Raw genomic sequence first — 19,585 nt, forward strand, 5'->3', positions numbered from 1 at the left:
AGGAAGCGCGCGTCACCGCAGGCGAGATCGAGAAACCATATCGATCAGAGCAGCGACAAACGCGATGACGAGGAAGCTGATAATGATCGCCATCGGAATTCGGAAGGCGAGGAGCCAGTCACCGGTTCTGTCCAGGCTGGTGAAGAGCGCGGTACCGATGACGGCGACCCCCATCCCACCACCGAAGCGTTGCCCCATCTGGAGCATCCCCCCGGCGCTACCGCCCTCGGCGGGTGGTACGTGTGACAGGGCCAGAGTCTGGTTCGGCGCGATGACCAGCCCGCCGCCGACGCCCGCGGTGACTAGTCCGCCGCCCAGACCGGCCAGAAGTAGTGGCAGGGTGGCCGCGTGCGGGGATTGTGGACCTGGTAGGAACAGGTCGGCGACCAACAGTATGCCGAGCCCGACCGCCGCGAAGGCCAGCCCCGCCGTGATCAGTGGCCGCCCCACCTGTCCGGCCTTGGCGCCCGCGGCCACCGAGCCGACGACCGTGCCCAGAGCCAACGGCATGAGAGCGATACCCGCCACCAACTCGTCGTGTCCGAGCCCTTGCTGTAGGTACTCCGACATGAGGTAGAAGATCGCGTCGTAGCCGGCGAAGTAGAACGTGGCAATGAATGCGCCCAGGGCGAACGACCGGATCCGGAACAGGTTCAGGTTGAATATCGGCTCACCGCGGCGGCTATAGGAGCGCTCCCAGCGGACAAAGGCAACCAGCATCGCGATGCCGGCCGGCAGGAGCAGCCAGCGGAGCAGCCCCGGCCACTGATCGCCCTGCATCAGCCACAGCAGGCCCAACCCACACATCAGCAGGAGAGCGCCGACCAGGTCCAGGTCGGATCGCTGCCCCCGCTCGGCGACGGGGAACAACCGCCACCCGAAGACAGCGACGAGTACCCCAATCGGAACATTGATCAAAAAGATCCACCGCCAGCCCTGTTCGCCGCCGACGGCAACCAGTGCGCCGCCGAGTATCGGGCCAGCCATTCGCGAGCTACTGACTCCGGCGGCCAACAGTCCGAGCGGGCGCCCGCGGGCTCGGGGCGAGAACATCCGCTGGACCGTCCCGAACACCTGGGGTAGCGCTATGCCGACGCCGGCTCCCTGCGCCAACCGAGCCACGATCAGCCACTTGCCGGAGGGGGCGAATCCCGCAACCATGCTCGCCACCACGAACAACGTGATGCCGCTGACAAAGACGTTGCGCCGTCCACGCTGGTCACCGAACCGGCCGGCGGGCACCAGCGTCAGTCCGAACGTAAGAAAGTAGCCGGATACCAGCCATTGCTGAGCGCTCGGGCTCAGGTCGAACACACTTCGGATCGTCGGCAAAGCGATCACGAGCAGGGAGATGTTCAACCCGCCCAGAAACACTGTCAACAGACCGACGGTCGCCGCCGACCAGGGTCGGACCGGTCGCCCTGACCCCGTCCGGGGCGCCTCCCCCGCGCCCAGCTCACCCTCGCTCATCCGGCGATCCGGCACCAGGAAGAACCATCGGGGTCAGACTCTTCGGACGGGCGTTGGAGGGGGGTGCGATCACTCCAATACGCATCGCCGACCCCGCTCACTCCGTCGCCGCACGTCCGCTTCCGACCGAACAGCATGGATTCGGCGGCCCAGCCACCGCTGCTTCCAACTCGAAGATGTGACCCGATCCCCACCTTATGGGTGACATCAGCAGACGGCCGGATCGTCGGAACGACTCACCCCAACGTGCCGGGCCGAGCCGATGGCGGCACACCCGGAACCCCCGCCGTCGGACCGGCTCGCCCACTCCTCAGCGCCCCCGCTGACCTGCTAGCTGTGGCTGCCTGGCGGCACGGCGTACCGCCGAGTGGGAGCTACCCGACGGTGACCACCGGGAGCCGATTGGCACTCGGTTGTGGGCGGGCTCCACCCTAGAATTACGATCATGGAAATCCTGCGGTTTGCCGCGTTCACCACCGATCCGGCCGGCGGCAACCCGGCTGGGGTGGTGTTGGACGCCACCGGCGCTGACGACGCGGAGATGCAGCGCGTCGCGGCCGAGGTCGGGTATTCCGAAACGGCGTTCCTCGTGCCCGGCGGTGCGGGACACTTCACGGTTCGCTACTTCAGTCCGAAAGCGGAGGTCCCGTTCTGTGGCCACGCGACCATCGCGTCAGCCGCGGCATACGCCGAGCGGCACGGCCCGGGCGTGTTGTATCTGGATACCCGCGCCGGCCCGGTCGAGGTCACCACCACAGTACGGGTCAACGGCACCATCACCGCGACGTTGGTCAGCGTCCCCCCGCGCTCCACACCGATTGCCGCCGACGATCGTGCGGCACTGCTCGACGCGTTGCGCTGGACGTCGGAGGACCTGGCGGCAACGATGCCACCTCGGGTCGCCTTCGCCGGGGCATGGCACCCGATCGTCGCCGCTGGAAGCCGTGCCCGCCTGGCTGATCTGGACTACGACATGGCAGCGCTGACCAGCCTGATGGCCGAACGTGACTGGACCACCATCAACCTGGTGCATCGGGAGTCAGCACACGTATTCCACGCCCGGAATCCGTTTCCCCCCGGCGGCGTCGTGGAGGACCCCGCCACCGGTGCGGCAGCCGCTGCGCTGGGTGGCTACCTGCGCGAGCTCGGGCTGGTGGCGCCCCCCACCACGGTCACCGTGCACCAGGGGCAGGAGATGGGCCGTCCGAGCCTGCTCACCATCGACATTCCCGCCCAACCCGGAACGGGGATCGCGGTAACCGGCGCCGCGGTCGCCCTCGTCCCACCCGGAGCTGCTGGTGCGGGCGCAGCTACCCGGGGACGGGCTTCGGCATGACCGGAGGCGCCGTCGGCCCCCGCCCATGAAGCCGGTCCGGCTCGCCGGGCACCTCGATCTCCCTTAACTCGACCCGGTGACCACGGATCTTCACCTGATCGTCGTGGCACCCCAGAAAGTGAAACCTGCGGCCCATCTCCGCGCCGCCTGCGCGGTCGATGGGCGTCACCGCGACTGGGCGGGGCGGCGTTGGAGGAGTGCGGTAGTCGCTGGGGCCGGCCAGGAGGCGTCGCGCCAGCTGGCCGGCCAGCGCCTCTGGCCCCACGGTGTCGGGGACGTTGGCCCGGACACCGGCTGCTTGCCAGCCGAGGCGGGCAGCGAGTGCTGCGGGATGCATCCCCCCGTTGCGCTCCACATGGAGCTGATCCATCCCGCTGGCAATCTTCGTTCAGGCCAGCAGCCTGTCACCAGATCCCCTGGAAACGTGCGTTCGAGGTGCTGCGCTTCCACTAAACACACGTTTCTCAGCGCAGAGTCGATCTTACGCTCACGTTCGGTACCCCTGTCAACACCTGCGTCGTGACTGCGGGAGGCAGCGGCGCTGTCGCTTGCGTCACCGAAGATAAAGATCACAATGCACGGCCAACACGGGAGCGGGTGTCACCGTCCCGTCTGCCGCACCACCGGCCCGCTACCTGAGGTGTCTACCTGTCGAGGAGCAGCGCCTCTGCGCCGACCGGTCGGAACCCCGCCGCCTGGAACGCACGCACACTACGGGCGTTGCCCGCGGCCTGCTGCGCCCAGACCGGTTGCCCGGTCGGCACCAGATACCGAGCGGCCCTCGCCAGGGCCCGTCCGAGGCCCTCCTCGCGCCGCCCCTCGTCAACCTCGATCGCCGCCTCCCACCGGCCTGCCACGCCCCGACCAAGGATGACCACTCCCCCATCGGCTGCCCAGACCCGGATGTCGTCCCGATGCTGGCGCGCCCTGGTCACACGGGGATGGGCGGCGTCCGTGAGCTCGTTGAGCTGCAGCGGTGGTGCACCGGCCAGCGGGCTCGCGACCGTCAGTAGATCGATCGTGTCCATGGAACGTCCGGTGCGCTCGAGCAACGCAGCCAGAAAGCGTGGATGCAGTGCGGCTGCCAGGCGATCGCAGTCGAGAACGGCCAGAGTGCCACGGACCCAACGCGGATCCTCGTCGGTGAACACCACGGAGTGGGCAGTGAACGCGATCACCCCGGCATCGCGGTCGCCGGGCTGCGGCACGACGGTCGTCCCGCCATCCGGTGCCGGGAGGCGCCCGGCGGCCGCCGCGTCCAGGATCTCGGCCAGCTCACTTCCCATGGCTACTTCCCTTCAGCGCTGCGGTGACCCAAGACTGTGGCCGGTGGCGGACCACACCTCCCCGCGCCGATGGCCAGCGCGTTCCGCACGGAGACACCAACCGATGGTAAGGCCCCCTCTCTGGACGAACAGGCGGACCCACGCAGGGCGGGACACAGCAGAGGGCCCCGGAGCGGGGCCCTTCATGCTGTCTCGGTCAGCTCGACCGTGGGCTATTGCTGGCCGACTGGCCGCCAGCCATTCACCGCTTGTCGTACGCCTCCATCACGCCGGCCGGAATGCGCCCGCGGTCCGACACCTGATATCCGTTGACCCGCGCCCACTCCCGGATCTCCTCGTTACGCGCGCGGGTGGAACGCTGCGCGGTCGCGGCGGCTCCCCGCACCGCCCTCGTGATCCCACCGTGGCCGCTGGCCCTGCCAACGCGCTGACCAACGGCGATATAGGGGGCAAGCGCCTGTCGAAGCGTGGATGCGTTCTCGTCCGATAGTTCGATGGTGTATGCCCTGCCGTCGAGACCGAACTCAATCGTCTGGTCGGCCTCATCACCGGTTAGGTCGTCAATCAGTTGGGTGATTACCTGTCGTGCCATGCTCGGGTTAACTCCATTTCACGAGTGCGAAGACGAGGACATTAGCATCCAGACAGGGCTGTTGCTAAAGGACCCACAGGCGGGTTTCGCTCGACCACCAAACCTCTCCAGTGGGTAACGGCTACCGCACCCGCCGTGGCTGTTCCCTCGGACCACCGATCCGGGCCACCGAGCACTCGGAAGCAAACTTTCTGAAAGACATCTATCCCGCCCACGCCCATGCCATGTGTCGAGAACCGAGGCACCCAATTGCCAGCCACGACCGCTCCTGTCGTCGAAGACGCCGGCCTCGCATTCCCGGCCGACACCGCGCCGCCGCCGGATCCCCACGGCAGCGGTTCGGCACCCCGAGCGCCACCGTCGCTGGACACCGGCGCGGCCTGCCGCCCGGACTGACCCCGGCCAACACAGCTTAAGACCACCTAATGGGTAAATTTCCTATATTGTCCGGGTCATGCACTCTCGGTCCCGCCGGTCATCGCCGTCCCGACGGGCCGCCCTGATCAGCCTCTGCACCGCCGCCACACTGGTGTGGCTCGCGTTCTCCAACCTTGGGGTGGCACTGCCGACCATCGCCAACGAGTTGAACGTCAACCTGACCGATATGCAGTGGGCGAACAACGCCTTGAGTATCGCCTGCGGAACACTCCTGCTGGCCGGCGGTCGCCTCACCGACCTGTACGGCCACCGAAAGATGCTGCTGCTCGGCCTGCTGATCTTCGGCGTCGCCGCCCTGGCGACTGCCTTCGCTCCCAACCTCGCCGGCCTGGTCGCCGGCCGTGCGGTGATGGGCGTCGGTAGCGCCCTCATCCTGCCCGCCACGCTGGCGATGATCCCGGCGCTCTTCGAGCGCGCCGAGCAGCCACCAGCCTTCGCCGCATGGGCGGCGGCGACCTGGGCCGGGCAGGCGATCGGGCCGGCTGTCGGTGGAACCCTGACCACCCTGCTCGGCTGGCGGTCGCTGTTCTGGTTGACCGCACCGGTGGTCCTCGTCTTGTACGTCGTGACCAAACGGAACGCACCCGAGGCACAGCAGGGCCGGGGACGGATCGACCTGATCGGGTTGGTCACCGGGGCCGGGGCCGTACTGTGCCTGCTCTTCGCGCTGACCGAGGGGCAGCAGGCCGGTTTCAACGATCCGCTGATCATTGCTCTCTTCGGCGCCACCGTGGTGTTCGCCGCGGCGTTCGTGCTCGTCGAGTTGAGGATCACCGACCCGCTGGTAGATCTACGGCTGTTCCGCACCCGCAGCTTTGACGGCGCTCTCATCGTCAACCTGACGATGAACATGTCCTTCGCCGGCACGCTTTTCGTGCTGTCTCTCTACCTGCAGGACGTCCGGGGCTACAGCGCGTTCGTGGCCGGCCTGCTCCTGGTTCCGGCCGCCGGAACGATCCTGGTGTTCAACTCCGTCGGCGCACGGGTCGTCACCCGACACGACGCCCGCTCCCCCTCGGTCTGGGGCCTCGTCCTGGTCGGCGTCGGCTGCTTCGCCATCAGCGCCCTCCTACCCTCCCTGTCGGTAGTCGCGGTGATCGTGGGCCTACTCATCATCGGTGTCGGACTGGGCCTGCTCTCCGTGCCCGTGGCTGACACCATCGTCGGGGGCCCACCGCCCGCCCTCGCCGGCACCGCGTCCGGGGTCTACAAGACCAGCAGCATGCTGGGGGGCGCGCTCGGTGTCGTCCTGCTGACCGCCGCAACCACCCGATTCGGCCGGGCCGAGGCGGCCCCGGTGAGCACCGCGGCCGGGCTCACCGAAAACGAGTCAAACCAGGTCGTCAACGCGCTGACCAACTCCCAGACGGCGAACGCCATCCTCGACAAGCTGCCGGCGAACGAGCGGAGCCTCGTGATCGATGCCTACCACCAGGCCTTCTCGGACGGGGTGTCGACGGCCCTCGTACTCGGTGGTGTGATCGCGGTGATCGGCGCGGTGCTGGCCGGCTGGATCTGGCCCCGCCACCGAAAGGGCCGCGACACGCGGCAACCCCAGCAGGGTTGACCGCTCAGCCCAGGTCGTGTCGTCGGACGCTGAGCCCCTTGCCCCCGAACTCCTGACAGACGAAGGCGGGCTGACGGGGCTTACTCAGGGCCGGTTCGTAGCGGTAGCCGATCTCGGCGAAGTCAACGATGTCCGCCGGGTCCTCAACCCGAGCGGCCAGCAGCCATCGGGCGAAGGCACCGCGGGCGATCTTGGCGTGTACGACAACGAACCGCGGCTCGCCTGTCTTCGGGTTGATCGTCAGGAAGCGGGGGCTGACGAACCGGTCGCGGGACAGAAACCGGGTGACGATCCGGTTGTACTCCACGGCGGCCAGATCAACGATGACGCCGGTCCGCGGTAGGCACCGGGCAACGGCATCGCCCCAGAACTGGTAGAGATTGGCATACGGCGGATCCGGCAGGCGATAGCCCATCTCCAGCCGGTACGGCTGGATGCCGTCCTCCGGACGCAGGATGCCGTACAGCCCGGAGAGGATACGCAACCGGCCTTCGGCGTACGCCCGATCCGCGGGGGTGAGGTCGCAGGCGCGGAGCCCGCTGTAGATGTCACCGGCGAAGCTGTCGATCGCCGGCGACTGCCGCTCCGGTTCGGTGCCCCAGTCCGCGAACAGCCCGTGCGTTCGGTCGGCCAGCTCCGGGGAGAGCTCCATGGCGGCGGCGAACTGCTCCACCGAGAGGGTCTTGAGGTATGTCGCCAACTCCTCGGCCCGGTCCCGTAGGGCGGGCACGGTGAGGGTCGCGCCGCCCTGGGGCGCCGGTCGCATCGCCTTGGAGGTGTGAATCAGAATGATCATTTTCGCCTCGTGCCGAGATCAAGATCCCCTGAGCATAGCGGCCCGACCGGCAACTCCGCGGCGGCGAACCCGAGAGGGCAAAGCCGACCGGCGTGCCCCTCCCGGCCGCCTCGCCCCACCCGCACAAACGCCGACCAGAGCTCGTCCGACGATGGAGATTCACTGGCGACAATAAGGGCAGTGCATGGTGTGGCTACGAGATAGCGCACTGGCACCTGGGCCACATCCAGGTGGTGTCAAGCCCCTCCGCGAGATCTTTTTCGCCGCACAGGTTGTAATGTGGGTCCGCCGCCTTCCACATTCGGCAGTAGCGACTCGAGACGACTTCGCCTCCTGGAGGAAACCGCATGCCGGGAACGAACCTACAGGAGCGCACAACGACCACCGCCACCCCGCCTCGGATAGTGCAGGCCGCCAACACCGTGACGACGGTACGCACAGTCGGCGCGGTCGCGGTCGCAATCGCCGCGATCGTCACACGGGACCCTGTCCTGGCGATGACCGCCTATCTCATCTACTGGATCGGCGACATGCTGGACGGCTGGACGGCCCGCCGACTCAACCAGGAGACCCGCTTCGGCGCGGTCTTCGACATCCTGGCCGACCGGCTCTGCTGCATCCTCTGCATCATCCCGCTACTACAGGCACGACCACAGATGGCGGCTCCTATCGCAGTCTTTCTGCTGCAGTTCGTCGTCGTCGATCTGGTGCTCAGCCTGTCGTTTCTCCGTTTCGGGCTACTGAGCCCAAACTACTTCTTCCGTGTGCACCGTGGTGTCTTCCGGTGGAACTGGTCCCCGCCGGCGAAGGCTGCCAACACCAGCGCGTTGGTGCTGCTCGTGCTCTTCGTGCCGAGCCCCTCGCCGGCGCTCGCGCTGGCCCTGGCGGTGACCGTGATCAAGGTCGCCTCCCTGGTGGTGGTGCGACGACTGCCCGGCACCGGCCCTCCGCGGCGCCGGCAGGGCTCCTACGACGGTTGGTCCCTGTCCACATGAACGGGGTCGAATCATGATCGAGGCCGGGCTCGCCACCTTCCTGATGGCGTTCGCCTCGGCCTTCATCCCGGCGGTGCCGGTGGAGCCATACCTTGTCGGTGCGGCCGCCGTAACCGGACAGCACGCCCTCCTGCTGGGTGTCACCGCCGGCGCCGGACAGACCGTCGGCAAGGCGCTGATGCTGCTGGGCCTGCGCGGCACCCTCCGCTCGGCAAGACTGCGCCGCTGGCTACAGCGGCACCGCGCTCGCTTCGCGCGGGCTCCGGAGCCGGAGCCGGTCGTCGTGACCATGGCGGGAGTGCCGCGCGGGGCAGGACCGAACAGCCCGGGTATCGGCGCGGTGAAGACTGAGGCCGCGCCGCCCCGGGCGACGGTCCGGACGATCCTCCGTCGGTTGATCACCGCCGTTGTCGCGGTGACCCGCCGCTGGAGCAGTGCGCTGGTCGCCCTGCTCGACCGGCCCTTCGTCGCGGTGCCGGTGGTGTTGCTGAGCGCGACGGTCGGCCTACCACCACTGCTGCTGGTCGTCTTCTGCATCAGCACGACCCGAATGTCGGTTGGCCTGTTCACGGTCACCTGTTTCGCCGGCCGCACTCTTCGATTCGCCGCGGTAAGCATGCTGCCGGAGCTCGCTCACGTCCTCGGATAGCAGGTCACGAGGATGGTGCGCCGACCGGCGCGCGCGTGGGGGGTATCCGCCGGACGGCGGATACCCCCCACGCTTAGCTGGCCAGCGCCGACTCCAGGCCCGGAGTCCTGTACGGCCGGCTGACCCGGCGACAGCGCTCAGTCCCGGGCCATCATGGCGGCCGCCTCCCGCTCGACGTCGACGTAGGCCTCACCAGAAACATCCGCGATGACCTGTTTGATCGTGGCGCCGGTCAGCTTCCAGGGACGAGCACCGGAGTAGTCGTAGGTGACCGGCGCTCCTCGGTCCTGGCCGACGTTGAAGCCTTCCCCGGCGAGCGCGAAGTTGCCGAGTTGGGTCTGCATCCCCTTGCACTCACCCACCTTCTTCTTGCCGATGAACAGCGAGGCGTTACCGATGCAGGCACTGGGCTGATCGGAGTTCGGCGGAGTTATCAACTTCTCCTTCTCGAACGCGATGCCGAGCACCACCTTCCCCTTCGGCACGTCGATGTTCGAGGCAATGACCTGCTCCTTCTCCCCCAGGTAGTTGTAGACGTACTTCAGTTTGCCGTCTTTGAGGTAGAGAGCGTGACCGCCGAAGTTGGAGCCCTGCGCGAAGAGGACACCTTCAGCGTCGGGACCGTCGATGACGACATCGGCCGCGAGGATGTAGGAACGCCCCCGAATGTTGACCGCGACCGCCTCGGGAACCTCCAGCGTGTTCGGATAGTAGACGTAGTGGTCTCGCGGCGGCGCCACCTGCGGTCGCGGCGTGCTGAGCAACTCGGCGATAGGCCGGTCCTCCATCGGTAGACCAGAGAACGTACCGGCCTGGTAGTACCAGAGCGCCACCAGCTCCGCGGCCAGATCGGGGTGCTGGTCGGCCACGTTGTGGATCTCGGCACGGTCGACGTCGGTGTGGTAGAGCGCCCACTTGTCCAGGCCAAAGTGACCCCAGTCCGATGGCGAGCTCGGGTGCAGGGCGTCCACCTTCCAGCCGTCCCGCCACAGCGCCCGCGTCCCCAGCATCTGGTAGAACTGGCTGCGCTTGGCCGTCTTCGCCTTGGCCTTCTCGAAGGTGTGTTTGAAGCTGGTGCCCTCCAGCGGCCACTGTTTGAAGCCCTTGACCGTCTCCGGTAGCTCGATGCCGAGGCATTCATACACCGTGGGTACGATGTCGGTGACGTGTGTGTACTGGTCGCGTAGCTCGCCTTTTGCCTTGATCCCCGCCGGCCAGTGCACGATCATCGGGTCGCAGATTCCCCCCTCCCACACGTCCTGCTTGAACAGCTTGAACGGGGTGTTGAAGGCAAAGGCCCAACCGGTCGAATAGTGGTTGTACGTGCCGGGAGAGCCGAGAATATCGATCATCTTGATATTCTCGTCGACATTGCTCGGGACACCATTGAAGAACGTGTTCTCATTGACGGCGCCATCCGGCCCACCCTCACCCGACGCACCGTTGTCGGAGATCACGATGATGAGGGTGTTGTCCAGCTCTCCGGTTTCCTCAAGGTAGGAGATCAGCCGACCGATCTCGTGGTCGGCGTGGCTGGAGAAGCCGGCGAAGACCTCCGCCATCCGCGTCTGCAGCTTCTTCTCGTCGTCGCTGAGCGAATCCCACGGCCGTACCTCGCTCGTGGAGGGAAAGGGTTTGCCGTCCGCGCTGCGTACGTCGCTGAACGGGTTGACCGGTGATAGTTCGGTACCCTTCGGGACGATACCCATCTTGATCTGCTTCGCGAGGATCTTCTCGCGGATCGCCTCGTACCCCATGTCGAACTTGCCCTTGTACTTGTCGGCCCAGGCCTTCGGCACGCTGTGTGGGGCATGATTCGCCCCGGGGCAGAAGTACATGAAGAACGGTCGGTCCGGCGCCGTCTGCTTGGCGTCGCCGATCATGCCGATCGCCCGGTCGACGAGGTCGGCGGTGAGCAGATATCCGTCCTTTCCCTCCTTCCACTCGTCAATGCTGACCGGATCGGCGGGCTGGTCGACGAACTGCTGGTCCTGCACGAGATTCGGGTAGTACTGGTTGGCCTCGCCGCCGAGAAAGCCGTAGAAGCGTTCAAAGCCCCGGTAGGTGGGCCAGTTCCGCTTGGAGGAGGCCATGTTGGTCTCGTCTTCCCCGGCACAGTGCCACTTGCCCAGTGCGTAGGTGTTGTAGCCCCGGTCGCTGAGGATCTCCCCGATAAGGGCCGCCTCCCCGGGGATATGGCCATTCATCCCCGGGAACCCCTGGGTCGCCTCGGCGACGCAGGACATGCCGACGGTGGTGTGGTTACGCCCACTCAGCAGCGCGGCCCGAGTGGGCGAGCAGAGCGCGGTGGTGTGGAACTGGGTGTACTTCAGTCCGTTGTTGGCGAGCTTACTCATGTTCGGCATCTCGATGGGCCCGCCGAAGAAGTCCCAGGAGCCGAAGCCCGTGTCGTCCCAGACCAGGATCAGCACGTTCGGCGCCCCTTTCGGGGCCTGGGGTTGGGCGTAGGGGTCCCAGTCCGGCGTCGAGTCCGTGACACCCAGGTTGATAACGCCCTTGAATTCTTTACTCATAACGGCTTCTCCTTCTCCCGCTCCCGGGGCGGGACACGCAACCTGCCCGTACTTTCCCGATCAACTCTTCGCGGTGTCGGATGGCGCCACCTGGCCGGTGATCAGCATTCGGATGCTCACCAGGAGAACCCAGGCGGGGAAGATGAGCGTGAACCAAAGGTTCTGGTTGGTCACGACAAGGAGCAACACAGCGAGAACGTAGGTCAGGATCCAGAGCCACTTCGGCATCAGTCGGGTCTTGAGCCCCACCGTTCCGAGGGCGAACATGAACACCGCTGCCATACGTACCGCGTAGACCCCACTTGCCTCGAGCATGATCGAACGACCGAACCCGACCGTCTCGGTACTCAAGGACTGGGACCCACCTTCGGGGACACCGTCCAGAATGGCTCCCGCGACCACGACGGCGACGAATATCATGGCCAGGAACAGGACGCCGCTCCCGATGATCAGGGTGGAGAAGAACCAGTCTCCCAAGTTCCCCATGTACTCCCGCACCACGCCCATGAACCAGAGGAAGAAGATTCCGGCGAACGGGATGAGGAACAACGCCACCCGCATCCGGCCAGCTTCTTGCCGCACCCACTCCACATCGGCGAACGGCTCCTTCGGAAGCGCTGACCGAAGCAGGATTATGCTGATCGAAAAGACTACTGCGAAAAGTATGCCCGCGATCGCGACCCCGCGCGGGTTTCGGAGCGCCCGAAACGCTTCCTGATCAGAACTCGTGCCCATCGGCAACACCCTTCACCAGCAGTTTCCACTGTCCCATGGAACGCGCATCCCTCCTTTTCTCGTTCTACCAGAGAACGGGCCAGGCGGCGGCCGGAATGCGTCCGGCCGTAAGCTGGGCTCGGAGTCCCGGCCTCATCCCCGCCCTGGACCGCCGATTCCCTGCCGGTCCGACGCCGCGGCCCGGTCGTGGTCGACCTTGCCCCCGAAGCTCGCGGCCAGGGTCTGGTCGAGCCGGTCAAGCTCGGCGTCCACCGCCGGTCGCCGGTCGGCCGGAAGCACCTCGCGAAGGTCTTCGAGCATGGCGCGGAGCCGCCGCATCACCTGGACGGAGTCGGCGCCGTACTCGCGGATCTCCGTGACCGCCAGGGTGAGGTAGTTCTCCCACGTCCGCCCGGGCACGATCAGCCGTGACTGGCCGGATTCGTCGCAGTACCTCATCATGCCGAGGGGCTTTACTCCGATCATCCGGAGCAGCTCCTCCACGTAGTCCAGCATCTGAACCGCTGTTGTCGGATCATTGATGGCCGGGGAGAGCGCCCGTGCCGCACTGTCCACCAGAATCCGTACCGCATACGCAGGATCCCGCTCGATGGTCCGCTCGGTCCCCATGGCCACCATGGCGTGGATCTGGCCGGTGGAGTCAGCCGATGGCCTCGTTCCGAATACCTCCATCACTGGTTGCCCGGTGATGACATAGTCGCCGGCCGCCACTTTCGATCGCAGCCGACAGCCGTGCTGGCTCGCCCAGCGGACCAGGGCTTCCTCATTCAACGCCTGCACCGACCCGGATCGTTGGGCCTCAATCACCAGAGTTGGTTCCCCGGCCGACTCCTCCTCGGTCACCACCGACCCGCCCGACTGGTCGCCTGCCGACATCAGCTTCCGGGCGGTCTTGGTCACGTCGGCCGCGACCGCCACCGGCCGTAGTTGATGAACCAGGTGGTTGAGGAAGACCACGAAGAGCACGAAGCTCACGATGAGGAAGATCCCCGCGATACCGGCACCAAGCTGCGGAGTCTCCGCGGACCCGCCGATCGCCAGAAGTGTGAACGCGAAGGAGACGGTGCCGAGGATGAACGTCACGACGGCCAGGTGGAATCGGTCTCGGTACAACAGCCGCAGGTAGCGGGGAAAACTGTCGGCATGGAGTTCGAGCACGACCACGCTTACGGCCACCACAAATCCGGCCAACACTCCGGCGACCTCAACCACGATCGTGAGGAGTTCCTGCGCCGCGGACGGCTCGAACTCCCACGCCGACGGCAGGGTGATGACGGCGTCAAGCTCGCGGACCACGAGGGCGAGCAGAACCCCCACCACCAGCCCCAGCAGCGGGAAGAACCACAGGCTCCCCACCAGGTTCTGGCGGATTCGGAAGAACTTCGCCCACAGCATCATCGAACTCCTCGCCGCTTCGGGTTGGGACCCGACCGGAGCGTGCTGACGACCCGCCGCCGAATTGCTCCGGGCAACCGTTTGACGGTTGTCCGTTGAGGCTGCACCAACCCTGGACCAAGCGGCTGTCTGTGAGCCTTCCACACCTTCCGACTCAGCTTGGGGGGAACCGACAATCCGGCCGTGGCGCACCGGTTGTCCCGCGCTACCTCGGGCAGACGTAGCGGACGGTAGCCAGGCGGTGACCGCTGATCTCGTAGCTGCCGGTAGCACCGTCCAGCGCGAACCCTTGACTCTCGTAGAACCTTCGGGAGCCGTTGTTCGCCGCGGCGCACCACAGCCGGACCAGCGGTGCGTCGAGGTGGGCGATGGCGGCGTCCAGCAGGGCCGCGCCGACCCCCTGGCCCTGGACACTCGGCAGCACGTAGATCGCGTAGATCTCGGCGAGCAGCGGATCCTGACGGTCCGGCCCGGCCATTGCCACGCCGATGACGCGACCCGGGGTGAACGCCAGAAGCGTGCACCGGGCCGGGTCCCACCGGCTACGGAAACGCCGAGCCCAGTCCGCCTCGTCCAGGGACGCCAACACCTCCTTGGGCAGGAGTTCCGCATAGGCGGCACGCCAGCTCCGCACGTAGACCGCCGCGACAGCCGCCGCGTCATCGGCGGCGGCAGGCCGGATGGCAGGGCCACGGGTCGGATCTGAGTCATTCATGAACGCGATAGTGCCCCAATCGAGGGCACACCCGAGTCAAGCCAACGCACCACCGGTGCCAGACGTTGGGCGATTCACGCGGCACGGCATCGCCTCGGTGGCACACTGGGACCTGACGGTATGGCCCTGTGAACAGCTCCCCAGCCCTTAGGGACGGTCAACGTGGAAGCCTGGGAGACGCTGGCGGGAAGAAGCGTGGAGTGGAAGGGGGTGCACCACTCTATGCACGGCGACTTCCGCGACATCTCCACGCATACCGTCACCTACGAGTCCCGGGATCGGTGCTACGTGACGGCTGACGGAAAGCTCGTGGCCGATGGCGTCGGCTACACGTATCAGAAACTGGACCATCGAATGGCGATTCTGATCTACCGTCCCGAGGTTTACCAGGGACGATCCGGCGTCGTCCTCTACTCGATGCTTGACTTTGCGAGGGCAACGGATCGCGCCGTGATCCTCGCCGACGGCGAGCCGTTCGCCGTAGCGGACGGGACGATTCGCGAAGTTCCGACTCCCGCCCGGCCCGGACCGAACGACGGTTTCGGCCGCCGACGGGGCGGGTAGGCCCCTGCCAGTCGAGGGGCGACCAGCGCAGGCTGCGCCCATACGGAGGCAGGGGTGGCGAAGGAGACGGATACCCGCTGGCGACGCCGGTACGCCGAGTTGTTGCAGGAGCTGCGGATCGCGCAGATGGGGATACAGATCCTCTTCGCCTTCCTGCTCGCCCTTCCCTTCAGCTCGGCGTTCGACGAAACAAACACCTTCCAGAGGACTCTCTACATCGTCTCGTTCCTCGCCACCGCCGCCGCGGCGGTAGCAACCATCGCCCCGGTCGCGTTCCACCGGGCGCTGTTCCAGCAGGGGCGTGATCCGGAACTGGCCCGATTCACCCATTGGATGACCACCACCGGCCTGTTGCTGCTGGTCTTGGCCGTGATCGTCGCGGTGCTTCTCGTCACGGACTTCGTCCTCGAGTTTCCGCTCGCGCTGGCGCTGACCGGCCTGACCCTGCTCTGGCTGCTGCTGCTCTGGGTGCTCGTGCCGGTTGGGCGCAGCCGGACCGACAGCGACTCCGGTCCTACCGACTGACGCACCGGAAGCCGAGGTGGCAGGTCGAGGTGTCGATAGCTTCGCCCTGACGAGCCGCCGGTCGGTACCGCATGCAGTAGTTGGGGGCGCACAGGTGGGATCCACCCTTGATGACGTGACGAGGGATGGCCGAGCTCGGTCCGTCGGCGGTGACCGGCGTCGTGCAGCACGCCTTCGCCAGCGAACCAGCAGGGTAGGTGAAGACGTCCTGGGTCCACTCCCAGACGTTGCCGGCCATGTCATAGAGGTGATGGCCGTTGGGCGGGAAGGCTCCCACCGGCGAGGTTCCCGCGTACCCGTCGAGGAGGAGGTTCTGCCAGGGAAACGCGCCCTGCCAGGTGTTGGCCATCAACTTTCCCTCGGGGGCAAACTCGTTTCCCCAGGTGAAGACGGCGCCGTCGAGCCCGCCACGGGCGGCGAGTTCCCACTCGGACTCGGTCGGGAGTTCCTTGCCAGCCCAGGTCGCGAAGGCCACCGCGTCGGAGTACGCGACGTGGGTGACGGGGTGCAGTTCCCTGCCGTCGACGGTGCTACCCGGCCCCTCGGGGTGACGCCAGGTCGCGCCCGGCGTCCACGACCACCAGTTGCGGTAGTCGGCGAGGCTGACCGGCCCGGACGCCTTACGAAACACGAGGGAGCCCGGGACGAGTAACTCCGGGTCGGCGTCGGGATAGTCCGCCGCCGTCGGTGACACCTCGGCCATCGTGACGTGACCGGTCTCTCGGACGAATCGATCAAATTCCCGGACGGTCACCAGGTACTGGTCAATCCAGAACCCGTCAACCTCGACCCATCGGACGGGCCCTTCTTCGGGGTAGAAATCGGTTGACCCCATGCGAAACCGGCCACCGGGGATCCAGACCATCTCCGGAGCCGGGCGGGTCGTCGCTGGCGAGCTGAGCGCCTCATGCACCACGTCCCCACCCTAAAACACCCAATGCACACCAACATGGTGGTTACCGGATTGTCGGGGTGGTGGGCGAGTTGTGCCATCGGGCGTTCTCGCCGTCACCGGTGCGAAATGAGGCGTATGACGGACACGACGGAGCACACCAGCCGGAGATCCAGAAAGCGGGACCTTCGACCCTGATCTAAGGCGTTGTGCGTCTGTTCGGTGGAGGTAGGTCACGCTTCCGCAGGCTCGCTCGGGGGGCGAACCGAAGAAGCCGCGACTCTACGCCGATCGATGCCCAAAAGGAGTGGTCTTGCTCTCGCAATCCTCAGCAGCGGTGGTAACGGCGACCCTGCCCGCTGTGCAGGCGCATGGTGAAACGATCACCAGCCGGTTCTACCAGCGAATGTTCAAGGCCCATCCGGAGCTCCTGAACATCTTCAACAAGGGCCACCAGGCCACCGGGGAGCAGCCGGCCGCACTTGCCGCCTCCGTGGTCGCCTACGCCGAGCACCTCACCGGCGGCGGCGACGACCGGTCGTGGGAGCTGATCCTGAGTCGGATCGCCCACAAACACGCCTCGCTCGGCATCACCGCAACCCAGTACACGATCGTCGGCCGGCACCTGCTCGCCGCGGTCGGCGAGGTGCTCGGTGAGGCCGTGACCGCCGAGGTCGCAGCGGCCTGGGACGAGGTGTACTGGCTGCTCGCCTGCGAGCTGATCGCCCGGGAGGCGCGGCTCTACACCCAGGCCGGGGTGGGCGAGGCCGGGTCGGTGTGGCGAGACTGGCAGGTCGTGGAGTGCATCCAGGAAACAGCGGATGTCGTCTCCTTCCGGTTGGTCCCGGCCGACGGTGGCCCACTGCCCACCTTCACGCCAGGGCAGTACGTCTCCGTCGCGGTCGACCTGGACGGTGGACGGAGGCAGCAGATCCGGCAGTACAGCCTCTCCGGCCGACCCGGCTCAACCCACTGGCAGATCACCGTCAAGCGGGTACGCGCCACCGGCGACGCCCCCGAAGGCGCGGTCTCGACCTTCCTGCACGAGCAGGTGACCGCCGGTGACACGCTCCGCCTCAGCCCGCCGTTCGGCGAGGTCAACGCGGTCGGGGACGAGGGCCCGCTGCTGCTGGTCAGCGCCGGAATCGGCCTCACCCCGGCGATGTCGGCCCTGCACCACCTGGCCACGACCGAGACCGGGCGGGAGGTGGTGCTGGTGCACGCTGACCGCAGCGCCGCCGACCACGCCCGCCGTCACGAGCTGCCGGATCTGGCGGAGCAGTTGCCGAACCTGTCGGTGCTGCTGTGGTACGAGGAGGCCGCCGGTGAGGCGGTGGACGGGCTGAAGGCTGAGGTCACCGCCGGCCGCGTGGATCCGAGCCGGATCCCACTACCGGCCGGAGCGCACATCCACCTCTGCGGGCCGGTGCCGTTCATGTACCAGGTCCGCGCCGAGCTTCTCCGCCGAGGCGTGTCAAAGGACCGGATCGGCTACGACGTGTTCGGCCCGGGGATGCTGCACGACTGAATCCTTCGGGCTGACCCCACGGCTGCGGTGCCGTGGGGTCAGCCCGTCAGGAGACCAGTACCAGCGTGCCGAGTACCAGGACCGAGCAGACGATCTCGATCACGCCGACCAGGGCGGGGCGCAGCGCCCGGCCGGGCAGAAGCCACGCACGGATCAGCAACACCAGGAAGATCGGGGCGAGTCCCACGTCGAGCAGGGTCGCCACGGCCAGCGCCGCCAGGTGGAAGCCGATGGACAGACGCCGGTAGGCAGCGCTGCCGCGCTCCCGGATCATGGTCTTGACGTAGCAGACGGTGCCGGTCAGGTAGAGCAGCAGCGCCACGAAGGCAGGAACAACCTGCCCCGGCGACACACCCGAGACCGTGGCCACAACAAAGATCAGCAGGCAGCTCTGCACCACCGAGGCGAGGTCGTTGAGCAGAGCCCGCTCGCGCCGGCGCCAGGCGTACCCGGCGTTGACCGCCAGCAGCACCGCATAGGCCGGGGCGTACCAGAGCACAGCCGGCCGAACGACCACCACCGCCAGCGCCAACGGCGCCGCGATCAGGGCGTAGAGCCGGATCTGTGCAAGGAAGCGGCGCGGTCGACGACTCTTCACGGCCTGGAAGACGTAGTAGGACAGCAGGTAGCCGGCCAACCATGCGCCGAGCAGCGGCAGCTGCGGCCACCCTGCTCCGACCAGGGCGACCCCGACCAGGTACGGCAGGAGGAGCATCGCCCAGGCCCCGTGCTGCGGCGGCAGATAGCGGCGGAGCACGCGCTGGCGGTTGACTGGCCGGCGGGCGGTGGCGGGACCGGCGGTCTCGGGTGCCGCCGGCGACCGGGTGCTCATACCGGCCGGGTGGCGCCGGACGGGAGAGACAGCCGCACCACACATGCGGTTGGCGCGCCGAACGGCTCCAGCACGGCGTCGCTCGCTGGGGCACCCGCCTGCTCCAGCGCGCCGCGGACGACGCCGACGTGCAGCCCGCAGATGGCATCCGGGTTCTGGCTCACCAGTTCGAGGAAGGGGCAGGTGTACAGGTGGATCTCGGTGTGCCCGTCCGCCGTCTGTTTCAGGTCGGGGTCGAAGCCCAGCCCGCGTAGGACCGCCATCGCGGTGTCGACCGGCTTCTTCCCCCGGGGTGTCGCTGCCGCGAGATGCCGCCCCCAGTTGTGGCCGGCACGGACGGCCTCGGCCCGGGCGTCGCCCCGGCTCTGCCGGGCCAGATGATCGAGCAGAGCCGCGGTGAGGGCGCGGTACGGCGCGGGTGCGGGGGCCTCCTCGGGCACCGTCCGGTAGCGCCAGGCCGGCCGTCCCGGCTGGCCCCCGCTGGAGCGGGCCTTGACCAGCAGGCCGGCGTTGACGAGCCGGTCGAGGTGGCTGCGGGCGGTGGAGGGGTGCAGGCCGGTCCGCGCACTGATCTCGGCGATGGTGAGGCCACCGTCAGCAGCGCGGGTGAGTTCCAGAATTGACGCCCGGCTGACGGTGCCGAGCGCCCGATGCCGAGTGGTGTCGATGACTTGCCCGGTCGGCCCGGTGTTCGCGGTTGTCACGTTAAGCAATGTTACAACGTCAAACGTCCTCA

19 protein-coding genes are annotated in these 19,585 nt (G+C 67.2%); 7 read left to right on the plus strand and 12 right to left on the minus strand.

Going from position 1 to position 19,585, the window contains the following annotated elements; translation table 11 throughout:
- Positions 1–12: 12 nt before the first annotated feature.
- Positions 13–1,470 carry an MFS transporter gene (locus tag STROP_RS14640; RefSeq protein WP_012014137.1) on the minus strand — a complete coding sequence of 486 codons (1,458 nt, stop codon included), beginning with the start codon at positions 1,468–1,470 and terminating at the stop codon, positions 13–15.
- A gap of 445 nt (positions 1,471–1,915) precedes the next feature.
- Here STROP_RS14640 and STROP_RS14645 point away from each other — a divergent pair, with 445 nt between their 5' ends.
- Positions 1,916–2,806 (plus strand): PhzF family phenazine biosynthesis protein, encoded by an 891-nt coding sequence (locus STROP_RS14645; protein WP_028570438.1) that lies wholly within the window; start codon positions 1,916–1,918, stop codon positions 2,804–2,806.
- On the opposite strand, the gene STROP_RS14650 is transcribed toward STROP_RS14645, so the two are convergent.
- From STROP_RS14650 to STROP_RS14660, 3 genes are all read right to left on the minus strand, one after another.
- On the minus strand, positions 2,781–3,176 hold the full coding sequence (locus tag STROP_RS14650) for a hypothetical protein (protein WP_012014139.1): 396 nt from the start codon (positions 3,174–3,176) through the stop codon (positions 2,781–2,783). The two genes, STROP_RS14645 and STROP_RS14650, sit on opposite strands and share 26 nt — an antisense overlap.
- A 274-nt stretch (positions 3,177–3,450) precedes the next feature.
- The gene (locus tag STROP_RS14655) at positions 3,451–4,092 is read right to left on the minus strand and encodes a hypothetical protein (RefSeq protein WP_012014140.1); all 642 of its coding nucleotides are present in this window, start codon (positions 4,090–4,092) and stop codon (positions 3,451–3,453) included.
- Positions 4,093–4,333: 241 nt separating this feature from the next.
- A complete protein-coding gene (locus tag STROP_RS14660; RefSeq protein WP_012014141.1) occupies positions 4,334–4,684 on the minus strand; it encodes a histone-like nucleoid-structuring protein Lsr2 in 351 nt (116 codons plus the stop codon).
- A gap of 454 nt (positions 4,685–5,138) precedes the next feature.
- On the opposite strand from STROP_RS14660, the gene STROP_RS14665 reads away from it, so the two are divergent.
- The gene (locus STROP_RS14665) at positions 5,139–6,689 is read left to right on the plus strand and encodes an MFS transporter (RefSeq protein WP_012014142.1); all 1,551 of its coding nucleotides are present in this window, start codon (positions 5,139–5,141) and stop codon (positions 6,687–6,689) included.
- A gap of 4 nt (positions 6,690–6,693) precedes the next feature.
- Here the strand turns inward: STROP_RS14665 and STROP_RS14670 are convergent, their stop codons facing one another.
- On the minus strand, positions 6,694–7,485 hold the full coding sequence (locus tag STROP_RS14670; protein ID WP_012014143.1) for a YaaA family protein: 792 nt from the start codon (positions 7,483–7,485) through the stop codon (positions 6,694–6,696).
- Positions 7,486–7,832: 347 nt separating this feature from the next.
- Here STROP_RS14670 and STROP_RS14675 point away from each other — a divergent pair, with 347 nt between their 5' ends.
- Positions 7,833–8,480 (plus strand): CDP-alcohol phosphatidyltransferase family protein, encoded by a 648-nt coding sequence (locus tag STROP_RS14675; RefSeq protein ID WP_012014144.1) that lies wholly within the window; start codon positions 7,833–7,835, stop codon positions 8,478–8,480.
- Positions 8,481–8,493: 13 nt separating this feature from the next.
- Positions 8,494–9,129 carry a hypothetical protein gene (locus STROP_RS14680; protein ID WP_012014145.1) on the plus strand — a complete coding sequence of 212 codons (636 nt, stop codon included), beginning with the start codon at positions 8,494–8,496 and terminating at the stop codon, positions 9,127–9,129.
- A 137-nt stretch (positions 9,130–9,266) separates the two neighbouring features.
- Here the strand turns inward: STROP_RS14680 and STROP_RS14685 are convergent, their stop codons facing one another.
- From STROP_RS14685 to STROP_RS14700, 4 genes are all read right to left on the minus strand, one after another.
- The gene (locus tag STROP_RS14685) at positions 9,267–11,663 is read right to left on the minus strand and encodes an arylsulfatase (protein WP_012014146.1); all 2,397 of its coding nucleotides are present in this window, start codon (positions 11,661–11,663) and stop codon (positions 9,267–9,269) included.
- A 60-nt stretch (positions 11,664–11,723) separates the two neighbouring features.
- On the minus strand, positions 11,724–12,398 hold the full coding sequence (locus STROP_RS14690; protein WP_012014147.1) for a hypothetical protein: 675 nt from the start codon (positions 12,396–12,398) through the stop codon (positions 11,724–11,726).
- A 132-nt stretch (positions 12,399–12,530) separates the two neighbouring features.
- Positions 12,531–13,796, minus strand: coding sequence for a DUF2254 domain-containing protein (locus tag STROP_RS14695; protein ID WP_012014148.1), 1,266 nt, complete (start codon positions 13,794–13,796; stop codon positions 12,531–12,533).
- Positions 13,797–13,998: 202 nt separating this feature from the next.
- The gene (locus STROP_RS14700; RefSeq protein WP_012014149.1) at positions 13,999–14,508 is read right to left on the minus strand and encodes a GNAT family N-acetyltransferase; all 510 of its coding nucleotides are present in this window, start codon (positions 14,506–14,508) and stop codon (positions 13,999–14,001) included.
- A gap of 162 nt (positions 14,509–14,670) precedes the next feature.
- On the opposite strand from STROP_RS14700, the gene STROP_RS14705 reads away from it, so the two are divergent.
- Together STROP_RS14705 and STROP_RS14710 are read left to right on the plus strand one after the other, a co-directional pair.
- Positions 14,671–15,072 (plus strand): hypothetical protein, encoded by a 402-nt coding sequence (locus tag STROP_RS14705; protein WP_012014150.1) that lies wholly within the window; start codon positions 14,671–14,673, stop codon positions 15,070–15,072.
- 54 nt (positions 15,073–15,126) lie between these two features.
- A complete protein-coding gene (locus STROP_RS14710) occupies positions 15,127–15,597 on the plus strand; it encodes a DUF6328 family protein (protein WP_012014151.1) in 471 nt (156 codons plus the stop codon).
- Here the strand turns inward: STROP_RS14710 and STROP_RS14715 are convergent.
- Positions 15,587–16,462: a formylglycine-generating enzyme family protein gene (locus STROP_RS14715; RefSeq protein WP_187151627.1), complete on the minus strand. Its 876-nt coding sequence runs from the start codon at positions 16,460–16,462 to the stop codon at positions 15,587–15,589. The genes STROP_RS14710 and STROP_RS14715 overlap by 11 nt on opposite strands.
- A 334-nt stretch (positions 16,463–16,796) precedes the next feature.
- Here STROP_RS14715 and STROP_RS14720 point away from each other — a divergent pair, with 334 nt between their 5' ends.
- Complete coding sequence (locus tag STROP_RS14720; RefSeq protein WP_043161007.1) at positions 16,797–18,017, plus strand: globin domain-containing protein; 1,221 nt, start codon at positions 16,797–16,799, stop codon at positions 18,015–18,017.
- A gap of 46 nt (positions 18,018–18,063) precedes the next feature.
- On the opposite strand, the gene STROP_RS14725 is transcribed toward STROP_RS14720, so the two are convergent.
- Entirely contained in the window at positions 18,064–18,849 is a 786-nt protein-coding gene (locus STROP_RS14725) for a YwiC-like family protein (RefSeq protein WP_012014154.1), read from the minus strand.
- Positions 18,846–19,553, minus strand: a complete 708-nt coding sequence (locus tag STROP_RS14730) for a helix-turn-helix transcriptional regulator (protein ID WP_026275235.1) — start codon at positions 19,551–19,553, stop codon at positions 18,846–18,848. The genes STROP_RS14725 and STROP_RS14730 overlap by 4 nt, the downstream gene beginning before the upstream one ends.
- Positions 19,554–19,585: the final 32 nt, after the last annotated feature.

Origin of the sequence: Salinispora tropica CNB-440 (assembly GCF_000016425.1) — a bacterium.
In the GTDB taxonomy this organism is placed as follows: Bacteria; Actinomycetota; Actinomycetes; order Mycobacteriales; family Micromonosporaceae; genus Micromonospora; species Micromonospora tropica.

Coding starts and splice junctions, on each gene's coding strand:
- STROP_RS14640 (WP_012014137.1), bottom strand. CDS start 1,470: ATGAGCGAGGGTGAGCTGGGCGCGGGGGAGGCGCCCCGGACGGGGTCA.
- STROP_RS14645 (WP_028570438.1), top strand. CDS start 1,916: ATGGAAATCCTGCGGTTTGCCGCGTTCACCACCGATCCGGCCGGCGGC.
- STROP_RS14650 (WP_012014139.1), bottom strand. CDS start 3,176: ATGGATCAGCTCCATGTGGAGCGCAACGGGGGGATGCATCCCGCAGCA.
- STROP_RS14655 (WP_012014140.1), bottom strand. CDS start 4,092: ATGGGAAGTGAGCTGGCCGAGATCCTGGACGCGGCGGCCGCCGGGCGC.
- STROP_RS14660 (WP_012014141.1), bottom strand. CDS start 4,684: ATGGCACGACAGGTAATCACCCAACTGATTGACGACCTAACCGGTGAT.
- STROP_RS14665 (WP_012014142.1), top strand. CDS start 5,139: ATGCACTCTCGGTCCCGCCGGTCATCGCCGTCCCGACGGGCCGCCCTG.
- STROP_RS14670 (WP_012014143.1), bottom strand. CDS start 7,485: ATGATCATTCTGATTCACACCTCCAAGGCGATGCGACCGGCGCCCCAG.
- STROP_RS14675 (WP_012014144.1), top strand. CDS start 7,833: ATGCCGGGAACGAACCTACAGGAGCGCACAACGACCACCGCCACCCCG.
- STROP_RS14680 (WP_012014145.1), top strand. CDS start 8,494: ATGATCGAGGCCGGGCTCGCCACCTTCCTGATGGCGTTCGCCTCGGCC.
- STROP_RS14685 (WP_012014146.1), bottom strand. CDS start 11,663: ATGAGTAAAGAATTCAAGGGCGTTATCAACCTGGGTGTCACGGACTCG.
- STROP_RS14690 (WP_012014147.1), bottom strand. CDS start 12,398: ATGGGCACGAGTTCTGATCAGGAAGCGTTTCGGGCGCTCCGAAACCCG.
- STROP_RS14695 (WP_012014148.1), bottom strand. CDS start 13,796: ATGATGCTGTGGGCGAAGTTCTTCCGAATCCGCCAGAACCTGGTGGGG.
- STROP_RS14700 (WP_012014149.1), bottom strand. CDS start 14,508: ATGAATGACTCAGATCCGACCCGTGGCCCTGCCATCCGGCCTGCCGCC.
- STROP_RS14715 (WP_187151627.1), bottom strand. CDS start 16,462: ATGGTCTGGATCCCCGGTGGCCGGTTTCGCATGGGGTCAACCGATTTC.
- STROP_RS14725 (WP_012014154.1), bottom strand. CDS start 18,849: ATGAGCACCCGGTCGCCGGCGGCACCCGAGACCGCCGGTCCCGCCACC.